The organism is Amycolatopsis sp. NPDC051071, assembly GCF_040682875.1.
Lineage (GTDB): Bacteria > Actinomycetota > Actinomycetes > Mycobacteriales > Pseudonocardiaceae > Amycolatopsis.
The window spans coordinates 1-16,493 of the sequence record NZ_JBFBBY010000098.1; the positions used below are offsets into that span (position 1 = coordinate 1).

Annotated in this window: 18 protein-coding genes; 10 read left to right on the forward strand and 8 right to left on the reverse strand. The window is 68.7% G+C overall.

Annotated features, from left to right (window positions below):
* Positions 1-58: 58 nt before the first annotated feature.
* Together AB0M65_RS27105 and AB0M65_RS27110 are read right to left on the reverse strand one after the other, a co-directional pair.
* Positions 59-559, reverse strand: coding sequence for a methylated-DNA--[protein]-cysteine S-methyltransferase (locus tag AB0M65_RS27105; RefSeq protein WP_364033217.1), 501 nt, complete (start codon positions 557-559; stop codon positions 59-61).
* 10 nt (positions 560-569) lie between these two features.
* On the reverse strand, positions 570-2,039 hold the full coding sequence (locus AB0M65_RS27110) for an AlkA N-terminal domain-containing protein (RefSeq protein WP_364033220.1): 1,470 nt from the start codon (positions 2,037-2,039) through the stop codon (positions 570-572).
* A gap of 115 nt (positions 2,040-2,154) precedes the next feature.
* Between AB0M65_RS27110 and ychF the strand changes: the two genes are divergently transcribed.
* From ychF to AB0M65_RS27130, 4 genes are all read left to right on the forward strand, one after another.
* Positions 2,155-3,237, forward strand: coding sequence for a redox-regulated ATPase YchF (gene ychF, locus AB0M65_RS27115; protein WP_364033223.1), 1,083 nt, complete (start codon positions 2,155-2,157; stop codon positions 3,235-3,237).
* A gap of 50 nt (positions 3,238-3,287) precedes the next feature.
* Positions 3,288-3,830, forward strand: coding sequence for a type IV toxin-antitoxin system AbiEi family antitoxin domain-containing protein (locus AB0M65_RS27120; RefSeq protein ID WP_364033226.1), 543 nt, complete (start codon positions 3,288-3,290; stop codon positions 3,828-3,830).
* Positions 3,827-4,654 (forward strand): nucleotidyl transferase AbiEii/AbiGii toxin family protein, encoded by an 828-nt coding sequence (locus AB0M65_RS27125; RefSeq protein WP_364033229.1) that lies wholly within the window; start codon positions 3,827-3,829, stop codon positions 4,652-4,654. Before AB0M65_RS27120 ends, AB0M65_RS27125 begins: the two co-directional genes overlap by 4 nt.
* 179 nt (positions 4,655-4,833) lie before the next feature.
* Entirely contained in the window at positions 4,834-5,562 is a 729-nt protein-coding gene (locus AB0M65_RS27130) for a phosphatase PAP2 family protein (protein WP_364033232.1), read from the forward strand.
* A 40-nt stretch (positions 5,563-5,602) separates the two neighbouring features.
* Here the strand turns inward: AB0M65_RS27130 and AB0M65_RS27135 are convergent, their stop codons facing one another.
* Positions 5,603-6,964 (reverse strand): M20/M25/M40 family metallo-hydrolase, encoded by a 1,362-nt coding sequence (locus AB0M65_RS27135; RefSeq protein WP_364033235.1) that lies wholly within the window; start codon positions 6,962-6,964, stop codon positions 5,603-5,605.
* 92 nt (positions 6,965-7,056) lie between these two features.
* Entirely contained in the window at positions 7,057-7,425 is a 369-nt protein-coding gene (locus AB0M65_RS27140) for a hypothetical protein (protein WP_364033238.1), read from the reverse strand.
* 314 nt (positions 7,426-7,739) lie between these two features.
* Here AB0M65_RS27140 and AB0M65_RS27145 point away from each other — a divergent pair, with 314 nt between their 5' ends.
* Genes AB0M65_RS27145 through AB0M65_RS27155 form a run of 3 tightly spaced genes read left to right on the forward strand, consistent with a single transcriptional unit; the run spans position 7,740 to position 8,684 of the window.
* Positions 7,740-7,943, forward strand: a complete 204-nt coding sequence (locus AB0M65_RS27145; protein WP_364033241.1) for a CopG family transcriptional regulator — start codon at positions 7,740-7,742, stop codon at positions 7,941-7,943.
* The gene (locus tag AB0M65_RS27150) at positions 7,940-8,314 is read left to right on the forward strand and encodes a type II toxin-antitoxin system death-on-curing family toxin (RefSeq protein WP_364033244.1); all 375 of its coding nucleotides are present in this window, start codon (positions 7,940-7,942) and stop codon (positions 8,312-8,314) included. Before AB0M65_RS27145 ends, AB0M65_RS27150 begins: the two co-directional genes overlap by 4 nt.
* A 31-nt stretch (positions 8,315-8,345) precedes the next feature.
* On the forward strand, positions 8,346-8,684 hold the full coding sequence (locus tag AB0M65_RS27155; RefSeq protein ID WP_364033288.1) for a helix-turn-helix domain-containing protein: 339 nt from the start codon (positions 8,346-8,348) through the stop codon (positions 8,682-8,684).
* 386 nt (positions 8,685-9,070) lie between these two features.
* Here the strand turns inward: AB0M65_RS27155 and AB0M65_RS27160 are convergent, their stop codons facing one another.
* Positions 9,071-9,361, reverse strand: coding sequence for a 4a-hydroxytetrahydrobiopterin dehydratase (locus tag AB0M65_RS27160; RefSeq protein ID WP_364033247.1), 291 nt, complete (start codon positions 9,359-9,361; stop codon positions 9,071-9,073).
* 75 nt (positions 9,362-9,436) lie between these two features.
* Between AB0M65_RS27160 and AB0M65_RS27165 the strand changes: the two genes are divergently transcribed.
* Genes AB0M65_RS27165 through AB0M65_RS27175 form a run of 3 tightly spaced genes read left to right on the forward strand, consistent with a single transcriptional unit; the run spans position 9,437 to position 13,139 of the window.
* Positions 9,437-10,489, forward strand: a complete 1,053-nt coding sequence (locus AB0M65_RS27165; protein ID WP_364033250.1) for a thiamine ABC transporter substrate-binding protein — start codon at positions 9,437-9,439, stop codon at positions 10,487-10,489.
* Positions 10,490-10,536: 47 nt separating this feature from the next.
* The gene (locus AB0M65_RS27170; protein WP_364033291.1) at positions 10,537-12,114 is read left to right on the forward strand and encodes an iron ABC transporter permease; all 1,578 of its coding nucleotides are present in this window, start codon (positions 10,537-10,539) and stop codon (positions 12,112-12,114) included.
* Positions 12,114-13,139 (forward strand): ABC transporter ATP-binding protein, encoded by a 1,026-nt coding sequence (locus AB0M65_RS27175; RefSeq protein WP_364033253.1) that lies wholly within the window; start codon positions 12,114-12,116, stop codon positions 13,137-13,139. The genes AB0M65_RS27170 and AB0M65_RS27175 overlap by 1 nt, the downstream gene beginning before the upstream one ends.
* A gap of 252 nt (positions 13,140-13,391) precedes the next feature.
* Here the strand turns inward: AB0M65_RS27175 and AB0M65_RS27180 are convergent, their stop codons facing one another.
* Genes AB0M65_RS27180 through AB0M65_RS27190 form a run of 3 tightly spaced genes read right to left on the reverse strand, consistent with a single transcriptional unit; the run spans position 13,392 to position 16,359 of the window.
* Positions 13,392-14,279, reverse strand: coding sequence for an ABC transporter permease subunit (locus AB0M65_RS27180; protein WP_364033256.1), 888 nt, complete (start codon positions 14,277-14,279; stop codon positions 13,392-13,394).
* A complete protein-coding gene (locus AB0M65_RS27185; protein WP_364033258.1) occupies positions 14,276-15,271 on the reverse strand; it encodes an ABC transporter ATP-binding protein in 996 nt (331 codons plus the stop codon). The genes AB0M65_RS27180 and AB0M65_RS27185 overlap by 4 nt, the downstream gene beginning before the upstream one ends.
* Positions 15,268-16,359, reverse strand: coding sequence for an outer membrane lipoprotein carrier protein LolA (locus tag AB0M65_RS27190; protein WP_364033261.1), 1,092 nt, complete (start codon positions 16,357-16,359; stop codon positions 15,268-15,270). The genes AB0M65_RS27185 and AB0M65_RS27190 overlap by 4 nt, the downstream gene beginning before the upstream one ends.
* Between the last annotated feature and the right edge of the window lie 134 nt (positions 16,360-16,493).

Genomic DNA, 16,493 nt, shown 5'->3' on the forward strand with positions numbered 1-16,493 from the left:
GTCCCCATAGGACGAAAAGTGTCCTATGGGGACCCCTCATGACACGCGCGCGAGACGATCAGGCGGCTTCGTGGGTCAGCAGCCACTGCTTCGCCGGGACACCCCACCGGAAGTTCCCCAGCGCGCCGCCGGTCCGCACCACCCGGTGGCAGGGCACGAACAACGCCGCCGCGTTCTTCGCGCACGCCGAAGCGGCCGCCCGCACCGCCGACGGATTCCCCGACAGCGCCGCGTACTCCGCGTAGCTCACCGGCTCCCCTGCCGGCACCTTCCGCAACATTTCCCAAGCGTGCTCCCGGAAAGCGCCGGACCGCTGCCGCACCTCGACGTCGGCGACGGCGTCGAGGTCACCGTCGTGGTACCGGCGGATCGCGGTGCTCACCGGCCCCAGATCCCGCCGGTGCGTCAGCTCGCCCGGCAGGAGCGACGGCGAGATCAACGGCGTGAGCTCGCCGACCTCCCCGGTCCAGCCCGAGGCGAGGACGGCCCCGTCTCCCGCCACCACCGCGGTGAACGGCCCGATCTTGGTGTCCATTGTGGACCAATACGCGATGCTCATCGTCTCCCTTTCAAGCTCGCCACAGGTACATGCCGGCGTAGGAGGACCAGGGCTGCCATGCCCGGCCTCGTTCGGCCAGCGTCTTCTCGTCGTCGGCGATCCCCAGCGCGGCCGCGCCGCGGCGCAACGCCGGATCGCCGGTCAGCAGGACGTCCGGTGCGCCCAGTACACGCATCAGGACGTAGTCCGCGGTCCAGGGTTCGATCCCCGGGAGGTCCAGCAGTTCCGCCCGTAGCTCGTCGGCGTCGCGGCCGACGTGCACCGAGACCCCGTTCGTCAGCGCGCGGGCGACCGCGACGACCCGATCCGGTTCACTCAGGACCTCCGCGCCACGCTCCGCGATCTGCGCGGCCGTCGGGAACAGCGTGGTCACCCCTTCCAGTGACTCGGCGCAGTTGGGCACCCGCTCGCCGAGGGCGTCGGCGAGCGCGGCCGTCGCGACCGGGTCCAGCATCGCGCGCAGTACGAGTTCGTCCCCGTCGACCGTGCCGGGCACCCGGATGCCGGGGATCGCCTCGACCAGCGGAGCGAACGCCGGATCGGCGCCGAGAACCCGGGTGACCGCCTCGGGATCGGCGTCGAGATCGAGCAGGCGCCGCATTCTTGCCACCGCGCTGCTCAGGTCGCGCAGATCGGTGAGCCGCAGGTCGCAGCGGACGTGGTCGTCCTTGGCGGTCAGCCACACCACGCCGGAGCCGTGCGCGAGCCGCAGCGTGCGTCCGTAACCGGTCACCCCGGAATCGTCGCGCGTCACGTGCTCGACGCCCGGGATGGCCCGGTCGGCCAGGAAGTTCAGCACTCCGTCGGCGTCGAACGGCTTCCGGAACGGCAACCGAAGGCTCAGCTTGGTCCCGGTCGGCGTCTCTTCGGCCTTACGACGCCCGCGACGCAGACTTGCCGCGCGTAGCTGCGAAGGCGTCGTCGCGAACACCTCGCGGATCGTCTCGTTGAACTGGCGGACGCTGGAGAAGCCTGCCGCGAACGCGACGTCGGTCAGCGGCAGTCCGGACATCTCGATCAGCAGCCGTGCCGAATGCGCCCGGTGCGCGCGGGCCAGCGCGAGCGGTCCGGCACCGAGTTCCGAGGTGAGCACGCGGCCGAGCTGACGTTCGGAGTAGCCGAGCCGCCTCGCGAGCCCCGGGACGCCGTCGCGTTCGACGGTGCCGTCCGAGATCAACCGCATCGCCCGTGCGGCGAGGTCGGCCCGGATGTCCCAGTCGGGCGAGCCGGGGACGGCGTCGGGGAGGCAGCGGCGGCAGGCGCGGAACCCGTTGGACTGGGCGGCGGCCGACGTCGGGTAGAAGCGGACGTTCTGCTGCTTCGGCGTCGAGGCCGGGCAGGACGGGCGGCAGTAGATCCCGGTGGTGCGGACAGCCATGATGAACTGCCCGTCGAAGCGGGAATCACGGGCGGCGACGGCGCGGTAGCACCGTTCGGTGTCGCGCCACACGGCCCGTTCGGCCAGGGTCTGTTCGGTCATGACGTCGATCGTGCCACCAGGTCGAAGGCTCGGCTGGCGGAAATCCGACACGGCGATCAGGGTCTCGGCTACCGGCGCCGGGTCCGGGAGCGGGCGGCACGTAGACTTCTGGCCCGTGAGTCTCACCCTCGGCATCGTCGGCCTGCCCAACGTCGGCAAGTCCACCCTGTTCAACGCGCTGACCCGCAACGACGTGCTCGCGGCGAACTACCCGTTCGCGACGATCGAGCCCAACGTCGGCGTCGTCCCGCTGCCGGACCCGCGGCTGGACCAGCTCGCCGAGGTCTTCAGCTCCGAACGCACCGTGCCGGCCGTCGTGTCCTTTGTGGACATCGCGGGCATCGTGAAGGGCGCGTCCGAGGGTGCCGGGCTCGGCAACAAGTTCCTCGCGAACATCCGTGAAGCCAACGCGATCTGCCAGGTCGTCCGGGTATTCGACGACCCGGACGTGATCCACGTCGACGACCGGATCGACCCGGCGAGCGACATCGAGACGATCAACACCGAGCTGATCCTCGCCGACCTGCAGACCCTCGACAAGGCGCTGCACCGGCTCGAGAAGGAGGCGCGGACCAAGAAGGAAGCCAAGCCCGCCCTCGACAACGCGGTCAAAGCCAAAGAGATCCTCGACGGGGGCCGGACCCTGTTCCAGGCGCAGAAGGAGGTCGACTTCGAGGCGCTGCGCGAGCTGAGCCTGCTCACCACGAAGCCGTTCCTCTACGTCTTCAACGCCGACGAAGGCATCCTTACCGACGAGGCCCGTCGCGAAGAGCTGGCCAAGATGGTCGCCCCCGCGGACGCGGTTTTCCTCGACGCGAAGGTCGAATTCGAGCTGCTGGAGCTGGACGACGAGGAGTCGGTGCGCGAACTGCTGGAGTCGGTCGGCCAGCACGAGCCCGGCCTGTACTCGCTGGCGCGCGCCGGTTTCCACACCCTCGGCCTGCAGACCTACCTCACCGCCGGCCCGAAGGAATCCCGCGCCTGGACGATCCCGCAGGGCGCGACCGCCCCGCAGGCCGCCGGCGTCATCCACACCGACTTCGAACGCGGCTTCATCAAGGCCGAGGTCGTCTCGTTCGACGACCTGATCGAGAACGGTTCCATGGCCGCCGCCCGGTCCGCGGGCAAGGTGCGCATGGAGGGCAAGGACTACGTCATGTCGGACGGCGACGTGGTCGAGTTCCGCTTCAACGTCTGACCGCTTCGGCGCGCTTGTCACAACTATACCGTTTTCGGTAGAGTTGTGACATGGCTTCCGAGGTCAAGTACCGAGACATCGTTCGCGAGATAGCGCTCGATCACTACGGGTATGTGACTACGAACGACGCGGCCGAGGCGGGCGTCCCTGCCATTGAGCTCCCCAAGCTGGCTGCCCGGGGAGGCTTGGAGAACGTCGCATACGGGTTGTACCGCGTGCCAGACGTTCCCCCCACGAGATATGACCAATTCGCGGAGGCGCTCCTCCGCGTCGGCGAGGGTGCCTACCTCCATGGCGAGTCGGTATTGGTCCTGTTCGGGCTCGCCGATGTGAACCCTCGACGGATCAAGGTGGCCGTTCGTCGGCGCGCGCGTCCGAAGCTGCCGGCCTTTGTCGAGCTGACCCAGGCGAGAGGCGATGTGCGGACGACGTACTACGAGGGGCTCGAGTCCCAATCCGTTGCCGATGCCCTCCTTGAGTGTCGTGGACGTATCGAGGCCGAACGTCTTCTGGCCGCCACCGAGCAAGCGCGAGCGGAAGGGCTGTTGACGACCGCCGAGTGGCGGGGACTGAGGAAAGGAATCCGGCCGTGAGATATTCCGGCGTGCCGACGAGTGTGCGCTCCCTGGACCAGCGCATCCGCAACCTCGAAGGTGACGACGGTTTGGCCCGGCGTCGCAGGATTGGCATGGCGCTGGTCGTCGTCGGCCAGATGCTGCCAGGAGGAGCGGTCAAAGGCGGCAGTGCGATGGCGTTGCGCTACGGGCGCGAGACAAGGTTCACCCAGGATCTTGACGCCGCGCGAGTTCAGACGCTCGGTCGATTCCGCAGTGTCTTCGAGGAGTCCCTGGTGGAAGGATGGGCCGGATTTACCGGCAGATTGATCGAGAAAGCCGCACCCCGCCCTCCGGCCGTTCCGATGGCGTACGTCATGCAGCCTTTCGAGGTGAAGCTCGACTATCGAGGCAGAGCGTGGTGCACGGTGAAGTTCGAGCTCGGTCATAACGAGATCGGCGATGCCGACGAGCCCGAGTTCCACCTCGCCGAGGACTTGGCTGAACTCTTCACCGAAGTCGGCCTCGAAGCTCCTAAGCCGGTGCCTGTGATGCGTGCAGACCACCAGGTAGCGCAGAAGCTGCACGCTGTTTCGAGTGAGGGCAACGAACGTGCGCGTGACCTCGCCGACCTCCAACTTCTCGAGAAGCGTGAGAGTCTCGACCTCGAACAGATCGCCGAGACGTGCGTACGGCTCTTCGACTACCGGCGGCAGCAGGCGTGGCCGCCACCCATCGTCGCGGGTAAACGTTGGGACACGCTCTACGCCGAAGCGGCAGAAGGTCTGGATGTGATGGCGTCCGTCGAAGAGGCCGTCGTCTGGGTAAACGACTTCGTGCAGCGCATCGCCGCAGCCGGCTGAAGGCTCGCCAGGGTGCTCGCGGCCTTGATCTCAGCAACGCGAACCGCTCCTGAGCAGGTCCGTTACGCCTCGTAGGCTGACGAAGTCCCCTTCTCTTCGTTCAGAACCGGAGCCTCGTGGTCAGCTTGGAAACCCGGCGTAAAACGCTGGGCCGTTTGCCGTGGGCAGGGCTCTCTGTCGTGGGGTTCCTCGCACTGTACGGGCTGTCCAACTTGACGCCCTTCGGCCAGCGTGCCGAGAACCTCCTCCTCGACGGCACCTCGGACCAGACCCTGATCTTCGAGATGTATCAGACAGGACTCATCCCGGCCTTGAGTCTCGAGTACGAGACCTTGGCCGTCGGTCTCGGCGCGGCGGTGCTGATCGCCGCCTGGCGGCGACGCCGACGCGACTTGGCGACGGTGGTCGTCGCGACCCCGGTCGCCGTCTACTCGACCCGGATCTTCAAGGACGCCGCGCCGCGCCCCGATATCGTCGACGCCATCTCCGGGCTGACCGAGCGGAGCTATCCGAGCGGGCATTTCGCCGTCGCGGCCGCCGTGTCGATGGCGTTGCTGATCGTCGTGCCGCGGACGTGGCTCCGGTGGCTCGCTCCGATGCTGCTCATCTGGACCTCGGCGATCGGCGCCGCCGTCCTGACGCTGATGTGGCACCGGCCCAGTGACGTAGTAGGCGGCGCGTTGCTGGTGGCGGCGGTCTTCCTGCTGGTCGGCGCCGTGTTCTCGAAAACGTCCTGGGAACAGGAAAGGGCGTGGCGGCCGTCCGTGCCGGTCGTGGTGGTGGGTGTCGCGATCACCATCGCGAGTGCCTGGCGGGACCCGCACACCTGGACGGTTCCGTTCTCGGTGGTCACGACGCTGGTCGCGACCGCGTTCCTGGGGTACGTGGCCCAAAGATGTCGTGAGTGATTTGGGTCGTTAGAACGACCCAAATCACTCACGAGACCCACTACTTCCGCAGCAAGCTATACGCCGCGGACCCAATCAGCTCCAGCGAAACCTGCAGCCGCTCAAGCGAAACGTTGTCCTTGATGGTGTCTTCCGGCGTGTGATACGTCGGCTCCAGCAGAGCCGGGCCGCCCTCGCCGCGCCAGCTGAAGTTGCCCGACGCGATCCCGCGTTCGAAGAACGGCACGTGGTCGCTCGAACCACGCGCGACCGGGCCCTTGACCCGCGGGTCGTAGCCGAGCCGTTTGGCAGCGGCGTTCACGGCGGCGGTCGTGGCGTTGTCGGCGCCGTCGACCGAAAGCAGCCAGTAGGTGATCGCCGGGTCCCAGCTGGTGGCGACCATGTCGTTCTGGAAGCAACCCGCGATCCGCTTCGCTTCCGGGTCGGACAGGTTCGAAACGTAATGCCGCGAACCGATCAGCCCGTACTCTTCCGAACCCCACAACGCGAACCGCAGTGTCTTGTTCGTCGGCAGGTAGCGCAGGACACGTGCGAGTTCAAGACACAGCACGGTGCCGCTGCCGTCGTCGTTGGCGCCGGGGGAGCCGGGGACGCTGTCGTAGTGCGCGGTCACCATGACCACGCCGTCGTCCTTGCCGGGGAAGGTGGCCGGGCGTTCGGCGATGACGTTGCAGGACGTCAGGTTCTTGTGGTGGACGGCCGACGCCTTCACCTTGACCGGACCCTTGGCGAGCCGCTCGCGCAGCCGCTCCACCTGCACCTGCGCCAGGCCGAGCACCGGAACGGTGACCGGCGTGGCCAGTGTCGGGGAGAACGCGCCCAGCCTGCGGGCGGGATCGGCGCCGACCCGGCCGAGCAGCACGGCGACCGCTCCGCGCTGCGCGGCCGTCAGGTACGCGTCGGCCTTGTTCGTCACGGCCGCGATCAGCACGATCTTGCCGGTCAGGTCATCCGGAAGCGTGGTGCCGTCACCGGCGTCGACGACGACGGCCTCCCGCGTGACGTCCTGCGCGCCCTGCGGCGACGAGCCCGTCTGCCAGCTGTCGCGTCCGACCGACAGCCCGCCGAGGAACTTGTCGGCGATCGGGAACGGCTGCAGTGTGACCTGGTAACGCAGCTCGCGCAGGACCTTCGCGATGTAGTCCTTGGCACGCGACTCGCCTTCGGTGCCGGCGATCCGGGGGCCGATCTTGTCGCTGAGCACCCGCAGATGCTCCAGCGCCCGCCGCGACCGCACCCGGGCGATCACCGGGTAGTCGCCGAACTCCAGCGACGGCTTGAACTGCGCGCCCGGACGCTGCTGCGTTGCCGCGGCGGCGGTGCCGGGGTTCAGCCCGATCGTCGCCGCGCCCGCCAGTGCCACCGCGCCCGCGAGCACCTCACGCCTGCGCAGACCAGCCATGGAAAACCCCTCACTTCTCGGAAAACCTTAGTTCGAGTAGCCAATAGTCGCGAGGCGCCTGGAGCAACCTCCGATCGTCCCCTTTTTCCGTTTCAGCCCGCGGCCACCCGGCGGTAGGCCCGCGTGACGGCGACGACACCGCAGGCGGCGGCCGCGATCACCCCGCCGATCAGCAGCGCGGTCCCGAGGAAGGGGCCGAAGTCCCCGGGGTCGGCGAGCCGTCCCCAGAAGGAGCCTTCGAGCAACCCGCCGACCAGGATGAACAGCGGCGCGGCGATGCCGAGGAACAGGATCCAGCGGAACCGGGCCGCCAGCGCGAGTACGAGGATCCCGGTCACGCCGAGGATGAACGGGCCGGGCGGGATGTCCGGGAAGCCGGGCACACCCGAGACGATCTGGATGATCAGGCCGGCGACGCCGACGAACAGGAAGAACGCGTTGGCGACGAGAGAACGGTTCACGACTGGACTCCTCACTGGTTTTTGACCACTGAAGAGTCCCGCTCACGACCGCGGAGGGCGTCGGCCCGGAAGCGACAATCCCGCCTACGCGGCCCGGCGTAGGGATTTGCCGAGGATCAGGGTGAGTTCCGCCGAAATCGCGGTCACCAGTTCTTCGCCGAACACGCAGGATCGTGTATTCCCAGGGACGCCCGAACGTCCCGAGCCGGAAGTCCGGGGTCAGGTATCGCGCCCCGGCCACTGGAACCGGTCCGTGCTGGGCTCACCTGCGGAGATACGTGTCAGGTCTGCTACCACAGTGGTATCATCAGGCCATGGCTATGACCCTGAGGTTGGACGACGAGCAGGAGCGAGCCCTCGCCTTGCTGGCCGAGGCCGACGGCGTGAGCAAGCACGAAGCGACCGTTCGCGCCATCACCGAGGCCGCCGCACGTCGTGTCCGTGACGACCGTGTCCGGGTGCTGTCCAAGGACGGCCGGGAGCGCTACGCCGCTCTGCTCGACCGTCTCGCCCAGTGATCGCGTACCTGACTCTCGAAGATCTGCTGGCGCTCTCGGAGGATCTCGGCGTGCCCAAGATCCGCGACCTCGGGCTGCTCGACTCCGCCGCGCACCGGCCGCAGACCTCGTTGCTGGGGCGAGACGCGTATCCGACGCTGCACGAGAAGGCCGCGGTGCTGCTGGAGTCGCTGGCGCGTAACCACGCGCTTATCGACGGCAACAAACGTCTGGCCTGGATGGCCACGTTCGTCTTCTACGGGCTGAACGGTCACGACCTCGACGCGCCGGAAGACGACGCGTACGACCTGGTGATGGCGATGTCCGTCGGCTGGCTGACTTACGTCGGCGCCGCCGTGAAACTGGCGGTGTGGGCGAAGCCGCTCGGGTAACTTCGAACGGGTGAAGTCACTGGAAGCGGACATGTTCGCCCCCGGCTGCCCGTCAAATCTGACGCCGTTCCGGATCGGCGACAAATGGGCGGGTCTGGTCGTGCTCTGCCTGGAAGACGGGCCCCGTCGGTTCACCGAACTGCGGGTGCCGCTGAAAGGGATCACGGCGAAGGTGCTCACGGAGACCCTCAGGGCCCTTGAGCGCGACGGCATGATCACGCGGACGGCGTACGACGAGACACCACCACGGGTGGAGTACGAGCTCACCCCGCTCGGCCGGACGTTGTTCCAGCCGATCGAGGCATGCCGAGAGTGGGCGGCGAAGCACCTTCCGGAGCTCGTAGCCGCCCGTGAGACCTACACAAGCTAGGCGTGTCTAGCCGAGCAGGCCGAGCACGATGATCGTCAGCAGTGTGACGGCGGTGGCGAAGACGGTTACCCAGGCACGCTGGGTGGCGGTGATCGAGGCGTTGTTCACGGCGGTTCCCCTGGGGAGAGAAGCGACAGGTCCGCCGGGAACAGCGCGTTGATCAGGCTCCGCGTTACCGTCGCCGCGCCGGTGTGGCCAAGATCACTGGTCGTGCTGGTGATGCCGGTCGCGCGCGGTGTACCAGAGCACTCCGGCGGCGGCCGCCACCATCGCGCCGAATGCGGAGAAACCCACCACGATCGCCTGCGTCATCATTCGTCCTTTTCTCGTTGGTCGTACTGGTTGGACGTCCGAGAGCCGGAGACGTGGCGCGGTCGTATCGGAGGTCACACGGCGGCCAGCACCCCGTCGATCTGCGACGCGAGTGCGAAGTCCTTCTCCGTCAGCCCTCCGGCGGAGTGCGTGCTGAGCCGGAACGTCACCGTCCGCCAGCGGATGTCGATGTCCGGATGGTGGTCCGCCGCCTCCGCCAGTTCGGCCACCTTGTCCACCGCGTCGATGGCTTTCGGGAAGCTGGGCAGCTTCGCCGTCCGTTCGATGGTGACGCCGTCGCGCGTCCAGCCGGAGAGCTTCGTCACGGCCTCGTCGGCCTGCGTGTCGTTCAAGATTTCCGCCATGACTCCATGGTGGTACGCCGTCGGCTACGCTGCACGTTTGCCACGGGTCCCCCCTTGAAAACAGCAGGAGGCTAGATGAAACGCGCCCTCCGCACGCTCGTAGCGGCTGGCACGGTGGCCGCCCTCGTCGCGGGCTGCTCGCTCTCCGGGAACCCGGGGAACGACCCGCAGGCGCCGTCGACGGTCACGCTCGTGACGCACGACTCGTGGGTTGCCCCGCAGGAGGTCCTCGACGCCTTCGAACGGCAGTCCGGGATCAAGATCGCCGTCCTCAAGCAGGGCGACGCGGGTGCGCTGACCAACAAACTCGTGCTGACCAAGGCGAACCCGATCGGCGACGTCGCGTACGGCATCGACTCGACGTTCGCTTCCCGCGCGCTCACCGAGGGCGTCTTCGAGCAGTACACCAGCCCGGAGGCCGATCGCGGCCCCCAGCGCTACTCCGCCGACCCCGAGCACCGGCTTTCCGCCGTCGACCTCGGCGATGTCTGCGTCAACGTCGACTCCAAGTACTTCACGGACAAGGGTATCGCGGAGCCGAAGTCGTTCGCGGACCTCGCCGACGCCAAGTACAAGGATCTGATGGTCGCCGAGAGCCCCGCGACGTCGTCGCCGGGGCTGGCGTTCCTGCTCGGTACCGTCGCCCAGTTCGGCGAACAGGGCTGGCAGGCGTACTGGACGCAGCTGAAGGCCAACGGGCTCAAGACGGTCAGCGGCTGGGAAGAGGCCTACACCAAGGAATTCTCCGGTTCGTCGGGCAAGGGTCCCCGGCCGATCGTCGTTTCCTACGCGTCGTCGCCCGCCGCTGAGATCGGCGAAGACGGCAAGCCACGCACGAAGGCACTGCTGGACACCTGCTACCGCCAGGTCGAGTACGCGGGCGTGCTGGCAGGCGGCAAACAGGTCGAGAAGGCCCGCAAGGTCGTGGACTTCCTGCTGTCCCAGCAGTTCCAGGTGACCGTGGCCGGCAACATGTACGTCTACCCGGCCCGCCAGGGCGTCGAACTCCCGCCGGGCTGGGCGCAGGCCGCGCCGCTGCCGCAGCAGCCGAAGACGCTCGACGCGGCCAAGATCCAGGCCGGGCGTGAGCAGTGGATCGCCCAGTGGCGCACTCTCTTAGAGGGCTGAGCACTTCCAGGCTGACTCCCCGGGGCGCCGGGCTGGCCGCACTCGCCGTGCCGCCGCTCGGTTTCCTCGTGGTCTTCTTCGCCTGGCCGGTCGCGGCGATCGTCGCCCGCGGGTTCGGTGACGGCGGGGTCGGCACCGCGATCGGCGACCCGCTGACCTGGGAGCTGGCGGGGTTCACCGTCGCCAGTGCCGGGGCCTCGACGATCGTCGCGCTGCTCGCGGGCCTGCCGGTCGCCTTCCTGCTCGCGCGGGTGCGGCTTCCGGGTGTCACGCTGGTCCGGACGCTCGTGCTGGTGCCGTTCGTGCTGCCGACGGTCGTGGTCGGCCTGGCGTTCCGCGCGCTCTGGCCCGACGGCGGGCTGCTGCCGCTGGTGCTGGCCAACGCCTTCTTCAACGTCGCCGTCGTGGCGCGTACGGTTTCCGGGTTGTGGAGCCATCTCGACCCGCGCACCGTGGACGCGGCGCGGGCACTCGGCGCGTCGCCGTGGCGTGCCTTCCGCACGGTGACGCTGCCCGCGCTCGGCCCGGCGATCGCGTCGTCGGCGGCGGTCGTGTTCTTGTTCTGCGCCACCAGTTTCGGGGTCGTGCTGATCCTCGGCGGCGCGCACTACCGGACGCTGGAGACGGAGATCTACCTGCGCACGGTCGAACTGCTCGACCTCTCCGGCGCGGCCGCGTTGTCAATGGTGCAGTTCGCCGCCGTCGTCGCCGCGCTCGTGGTGGGCGCGCTGGCCAGGCGCCGCCGGGAGAACGCCGTCCGGCTGCGGTCGCGGAGTGAGACCGTGCGGCGACCTCGTGGCGGCGAATGGTGGGCCGTCGCGGCGGGGCTGGCGGTGATCGCGTTGCTGATGACGCCGATCGTGGCATTGCTCGTCGAGTCGGTGTCCACTTCGGATGGTTGGAGTTTCGCCGGGTACGCGGCGCTCGGTGGTCAGGGATCCCATGGGGCACTGCAGGTTTCGGGCTGGGACGCGGCGTCGATGTCCTTGCGGACGGCGTTCGACGCCACGATGCTCGCGATGATCGTCGGCGTGCTGGCCTCGGTCGTGCTGGTGGCGCTGCGGCGTACTCCCGGCAGGCTGGCGCGGGGGATGGGCGAGACGATGGACGCGGCGCTGATGCTGCCACTCGGCGTTTCCGCGGTGACCGTCGGTTTCGGTTATCTCATCACGCTCGACGCGCTCCCCGGTGACCTGCGGACGTCGCCGCTGCTGGTCCCGCTCGCGCAGGCCTTGGTGATCATCCCGCTGATCGTGCGGATGGTGCTGCCGGTACTGCGTTCGGTCGACGTCCGGCTGAGGCAGGCGGCCTCGACGCTCGGGGCGGGCCCCGGCCGGGTGTGGCGCGAGATCGACCTTCCGCTGACGGCGCGCTCGCTGGTCGCGGCGGCCGGTTTCGGTTACGTGGTCGCGCTCGGCGAGTTCGGCGCGACGAGCTTCCTGGCCAGGCCGGACGCGCCGACGTTGCCGGTCGCCGTCGCGACGCTGATCTCGCGGCCGGGTGAGCTCAACAACCAGATGGCTTACGCGGCCTGCGCGCTGCTCATGATCGTGACCGTGGCGGCGGTCGTGCTGATCGACCGGTTCGGCGCGGTCCGCGGGCAGAATTCGGTAGGGGAGTTCTAGTGTCGCTGTCGGTACGGGATCTGACCGTCCACTATGGAGCGTTCGCCGCCGTGCGGAATGCCCGGCTGGACATCGCCGACGGCGAGGTGCTGGCCCTGCTCGGCCCGTCCGGTTCGGGGAAGTCGACACTGCTGCGGGCCATCACCGGGCTGGAGCCGCTGACCTCGGGCACCGTGCGCTGGGACGGCGACGACCTCGCCGGTGTCCCGGTGCACCGGCGGGAATTCGGGCTGGTCTTCCAGGACGGGCAGCTGTTCCCGCACAAGGACGTCGCCTCGAATATCGCGTTCGGCCTGCGTATGCACGGAATCCCTCGCGCCGCGCACGCGGAGCGGGTCCGCGCGTTGCTGGAACTGGTCGGGCTCAAGGGCTACGAGCGACGGCGTGTCACGGAGTTGTCCGGCGGGCAGGCGCAACGGGTCGCGCTGGCCCGCGCGCTGGCGCCGGAACCCCGGCTGCTGCTGCTCGACGAACCACTGTCCGGTTTGGACGCCGGACTGCGGGAACAGCTGGCCATCGACCTCGCCGCGTTGCTGCGGCGCAGCAAGATCACCGCACTGCTGGTCACCCACGACCAGGAGGAGGCGTTCACCCTCGCCGACCGGGTCGCCGTACTCGACGACGGCGAGATCCGGCAGGAGGGCGCGGTGCGCCGTGTCTGGCGGCAGCCGGTGGACGAGGGGGTGGCGCGGTTCCTGGGTGTCACCACGTTCGTCGACGGCGAGGCGTCCGGTGGCACGGTGCGGACCGCGCTCGGCGACGTCACACTTCCCGACGTAGCCGATGGAACGGTGCGGCTGGGGTTGCGGCCGCACGGCGTACGCGTGGCTCCGGACGGGGTCGAGGGCGAGGTCACGGCGGTGGTGCACCGGCGGGAACACGTCCGGCTGGTGGTCGCGCTCGACGGAGATCTGTCCACTGTGGACGCCGTCGCGCCGGTCACCGCGGATCTGCGGCCCGGTGACACCGTCCGGCTGGTCCTGGATCCGGACGGCGTCGCCCCACTGCCGCGAGTAGTCGCCTAGAGCGTGTCGCTGGCACCGCACTCGCGTGCTTAAAGGCGGAACTCGCGTGCTTGAAGGCGCAACTCGCGTGCTTGAAGGCGCAACTCGCGTGCTTGAAGGGGGAACACTCGAGTTCGGCATCCAGTCACGTGTTCCGTTCCCAAGCACGCGAGTTACCCGCTCAAGCACGTGAGTTACGTGCTCAAGCACGCGAGTTACGGCTTTAAGCACGCGAGTTACGGGTTTGAGCCTGGCCGCGAACCCGGCGAGGGGTCAGCCGTCCCGGGTGGTCAGGCGTGCATAGGCGACCGAGAGACCGATGACGACGTAGCAGGCGGCGCGTAGCGCGCCCTCGCCGAGGAGCGCGGTGTCGATCGGGTCCATCAGCACCGAAGCCGGTGCCAGTGACCAGTCCTTGTTGAGCAGGAACGGATGCAGCCAGCTCACCGCGTCGAGGAAGCCAAGGATGGTGAACACGATCGTCCCGGCCAGCACCGACGCGACGACCAGCATCGGGTGTTCGGTGAACGACGAGATCGCGAGCGCGACCGCGCCGACCGCCCACAGCTGCAACGTCGCCCACAGCGCCACGATCAGGATCCGGCCCAGCGCGTCCCAGATGCTCAGCGTCGAGCCGCTGAGGGTGAACATCGAGTCGGCGCCGCTGATGATCAGCCCGGTGACGAACCCGGTGAACGTCATCGACAGCACCGCGATCACCGAGACCGTGGCGACGCCGAACGCCTTGATCGCCAGCAGCTTCCCCCGGCCGACCGGCGCGACCAGCCAGCCCCGCAACGTCCCGTGCGCGGCCTCGCCGGCGATCGCGTCCGCCCCGGCCATCGCCGAAGCGAGCGGGAGCAGCAGCGCCAGCGTCATGGTCAGCGCCGCGACCGGCAGGATGAAACCGTTGCTCATCGCGGAGGCGAGCAGCGCGCCGTCCCCGCCGCCGCGACTACCGTTCGCTTCCGAAGGGTCGACGAGCGTCAGCGCGACGCCGATGATCACCGGGATCAGCGCGAGCAGTCCCAGTACGGCCAGCGTGCGGGGACGCCGGAAGATCCAGCGCAGTTCTGCGCGGTACAGCCGGAGCAGGCCGACGCTGTCCTGGCCGGTTCGCACCGCGGATGCCGCGGGTGCCGCGGCAAGAGCGTGGGTCACGACTCCCCCTCACTGTCTACAGTGGACTCGGGCTGGGTCAGGCGGGCGAACAGGTCTTCCAGTCCGGTCCGGGCCCTTGCCGCCTCGTGCACGGCCACCCCGGCCGTCACCAGGTACCGCAGCACGTCGGGTGCCTCGGCGGCGGTGAGGTCCACACGGACGCCGTCCGGGGTGAGTCTGCTGCCGATCCTGTTCTCCCGCAACGTTTCCACCGCGAGTTCGCCGTCCGGCGTGCGGACGAGCAGTGCCGCGTTCCCCGACTCCAGCAGTTCCGCGAGCTCGCCCTGGGCGATCACGTTCCCCGACTGGAGTACCGCGACATGCGTGCAGGTCGCTTCGACCTCGGCCAGCAGATGCGATGACACCAGCACGGTGACGCCGTCGGCGTGCAGTTCCCCGATGATCCGGCGGATCTCCCTGGTACCGGCCGGATCGAGACCGTTGGTCGGCTCGTCGAGCACGACCATCCGCCGAGGCACGAGCAATGCGCTCGCGAGCCCCATCCGCTGCTTCATCCCGAGCGAATAGCCCTTGTAGCGCCGGTTCGCGGCGTCGCTCAGGCCGACTCGCTCAAGCGCCGAGTCGACCGCGCCGGGGATCCCGGCCGAAGCCAGCCTCGGTTCGGCCGCGGCCACCCGCAGCAGGTTGTCCCGTCCGGAAAGGAAAGGGTGGAAGCCCGGCCCTTCGACCAGCGCGCCGACGTCGGGCAGCGCGTGCGCCGCCTCGTCGGGCATCTTCTTGCCGAAGAGTTCGACCTCGCCCTCGGTGGGCCGCACGAGACCGAGCAGCATCCGGATGGTCGTCGTCTTGCCCGAACCGTTGGGGCCGAGCATCCCCAGCACGGCGCCGTCGGGAACGTCGAGATCGACGTGGTCCACGGCCACCGTGCGGCCGTAGACCTTGCGCAGGCCCCTGGTACGGGCCGCCATGGGTACCGCCGGAGCGGACGCCTCCTGAGAGACGTCCGCTCCGGCTTCGAACGTGGTGGTCACTTCGCGGCCAATGCCTCGAAGAGGACCTGCTCCGGCACCGCGCCGAGGGCGTAGCGGCCGTCGTCGGTCAGCACGCCGCTGCCGACCTTGGTGGTCACCAGCCAGCCGCTGCCCCACGCGCCGCTGACCGGCTTGGCGAACCGCGAAAGCAACGCCTTCGGGTCGACCTGGCGGCCTTCCTTGTCCTTGGCGGAGCCGGCCTTGGCCAGCGCGTCGGCCGGGATCTTGCCGGTGATGGCGGTGTCCCAGCCGTCGCCGACGATCTTGACGTCGGACTTCGCCTGCTCCGCGAGCTCACGGCTCTTCGGGTCGACCTCGGCGGCCTTCTCGGTCACCTTCGCGCCCTTCGGCGGGGTGAACTCGAAGTTCGACGCGGGCTGGTCCGCGAAGTTGATCTCGCTGAAGGAAACCTCGAACGCCGGCGAGGCGGTGCCGTTGGCCAGCACCGTCAGCCGCAGCGGCAGCCGCGTCTGCGAGTCGACGGCCACGCGGATCTCACGCAGCAGGGTCCGCTCGGCGGGCTTCGGCGTCAGCACCAGTTCATACGCCGAGCGGTTCGCCACCGAGGACGTCCCGTCGACGGCGATCGTGCTGCTCTCGCGCACCTTGCCGAGCAGTTCCGCGGCCGCGGTGGCCGGGTCGACGGTCTTGCCCTCGACCTTCCCCTTGTGCTCCTTGGCCAGCTCGGCGGGGATGGTGATCTTGGAGGCGGAGTTGTCCTTGGAGCTGTACTCCCAGACGGTTTCGCCGTTCTTGACGATGGTCTGCTGGCTGGAGCCCTCGGTGAGCGACACCTTGCTCTTGCCCGCACCGTCGGTGGAGACCTGCGCAGAGTCGATGTCGAGCGCGGACGCGCCGGGCAGCGTGCTGCCGATCGCCGGCAGGCCGAGGTCGTTGGTGACCTTGACCTTCCCGTCGAACGCGGACGGCTTGGCGTTGAGCGTCGACTGCACGAGCTCTTCGGCGCTGATCCGCGGCAAGACCGGCGCGTCACCCGCGGTGGCAGGCATCGCGACGACGGCGAGCCCGCCGACGCCCAGTGCCGTCCCCAGCACCGCCGCGGTGATGGCCTTCCTCTTCGGTTCCATGCTGTCTCTCCCTGTTTCCCCGAGCCGAGTGTGCCCGGGTCTTGGCGACAACGTTTCCCCGGAAACGCTGAGACACCACTCAGACTCCGCCGCCGGACCTGAGATGGCGCTGAGAGCTCGCGCGTGAGCTGGTG

Coding starts and splice junctions, on each gene's coding strand:
- AB0M65_RS27105 (WP_364033217.1), bottom strand. CDS start 559: ATGAGCATCGCGTATTGGTCCACAATGGACACCAAGATCGGGCCGTTC.
- AB0M65_RS27110 (WP_364033220.1), bottom strand. CDS start 2,039: ATGACCGAACAGACCCTGGCCGAACGGGCCGTGTGGCGCGACACCGAA.
- AB0M65_RS27120 (WP_364033226.1), top strand. CDS start 3,288: ATGGCTTCCGAGGTCAAGTACCGAGACATCGTTCGCGAGATAGCGCTC.
- AB0M65_RS27135 (WP_364033235.1), bottom strand. CDS start 6,964: ATGGCTGGTCTGCGCAGGCGTGAGGTGCTCGCGGGCGCGGTGGCACTG.
- AB0M65_RS27145 (WP_364033241.1), top strand. CDS start 7,740: ATGGCTATGACCCTGAGGTTGGACGACGAGCAGGAGCGAGCCCTCGCC.
- AB0M65_RS27155 (WP_364033288.1), top strand. CDS start 8,346: ATGTTCGCCCCCGGCTGCCCGTCAAATCTGACGCCGTTCCGGATCGGC.
- AB0M65_RS27160 (WP_364033247.1), bottom strand. CDS start 9,361: ATGGCGGAAATCTTGAACGACACGCAGGCCGACGAGGCCGTGACGAAG.
- AB0M65_RS27165 (WP_364033250.1), top strand. CDS start 9,437: ATGAAACGCGCCCTCCGCACGCTCGTAGCGGCTGGCACGGTGGCCGCC.
- AB0M65_RS27190 (WP_364033261.1), bottom strand. CDS start 16,359: ATGGAACCGAAGAGGAAGGCCATCACCGCGGCGGTGCTGGGGACGGCA.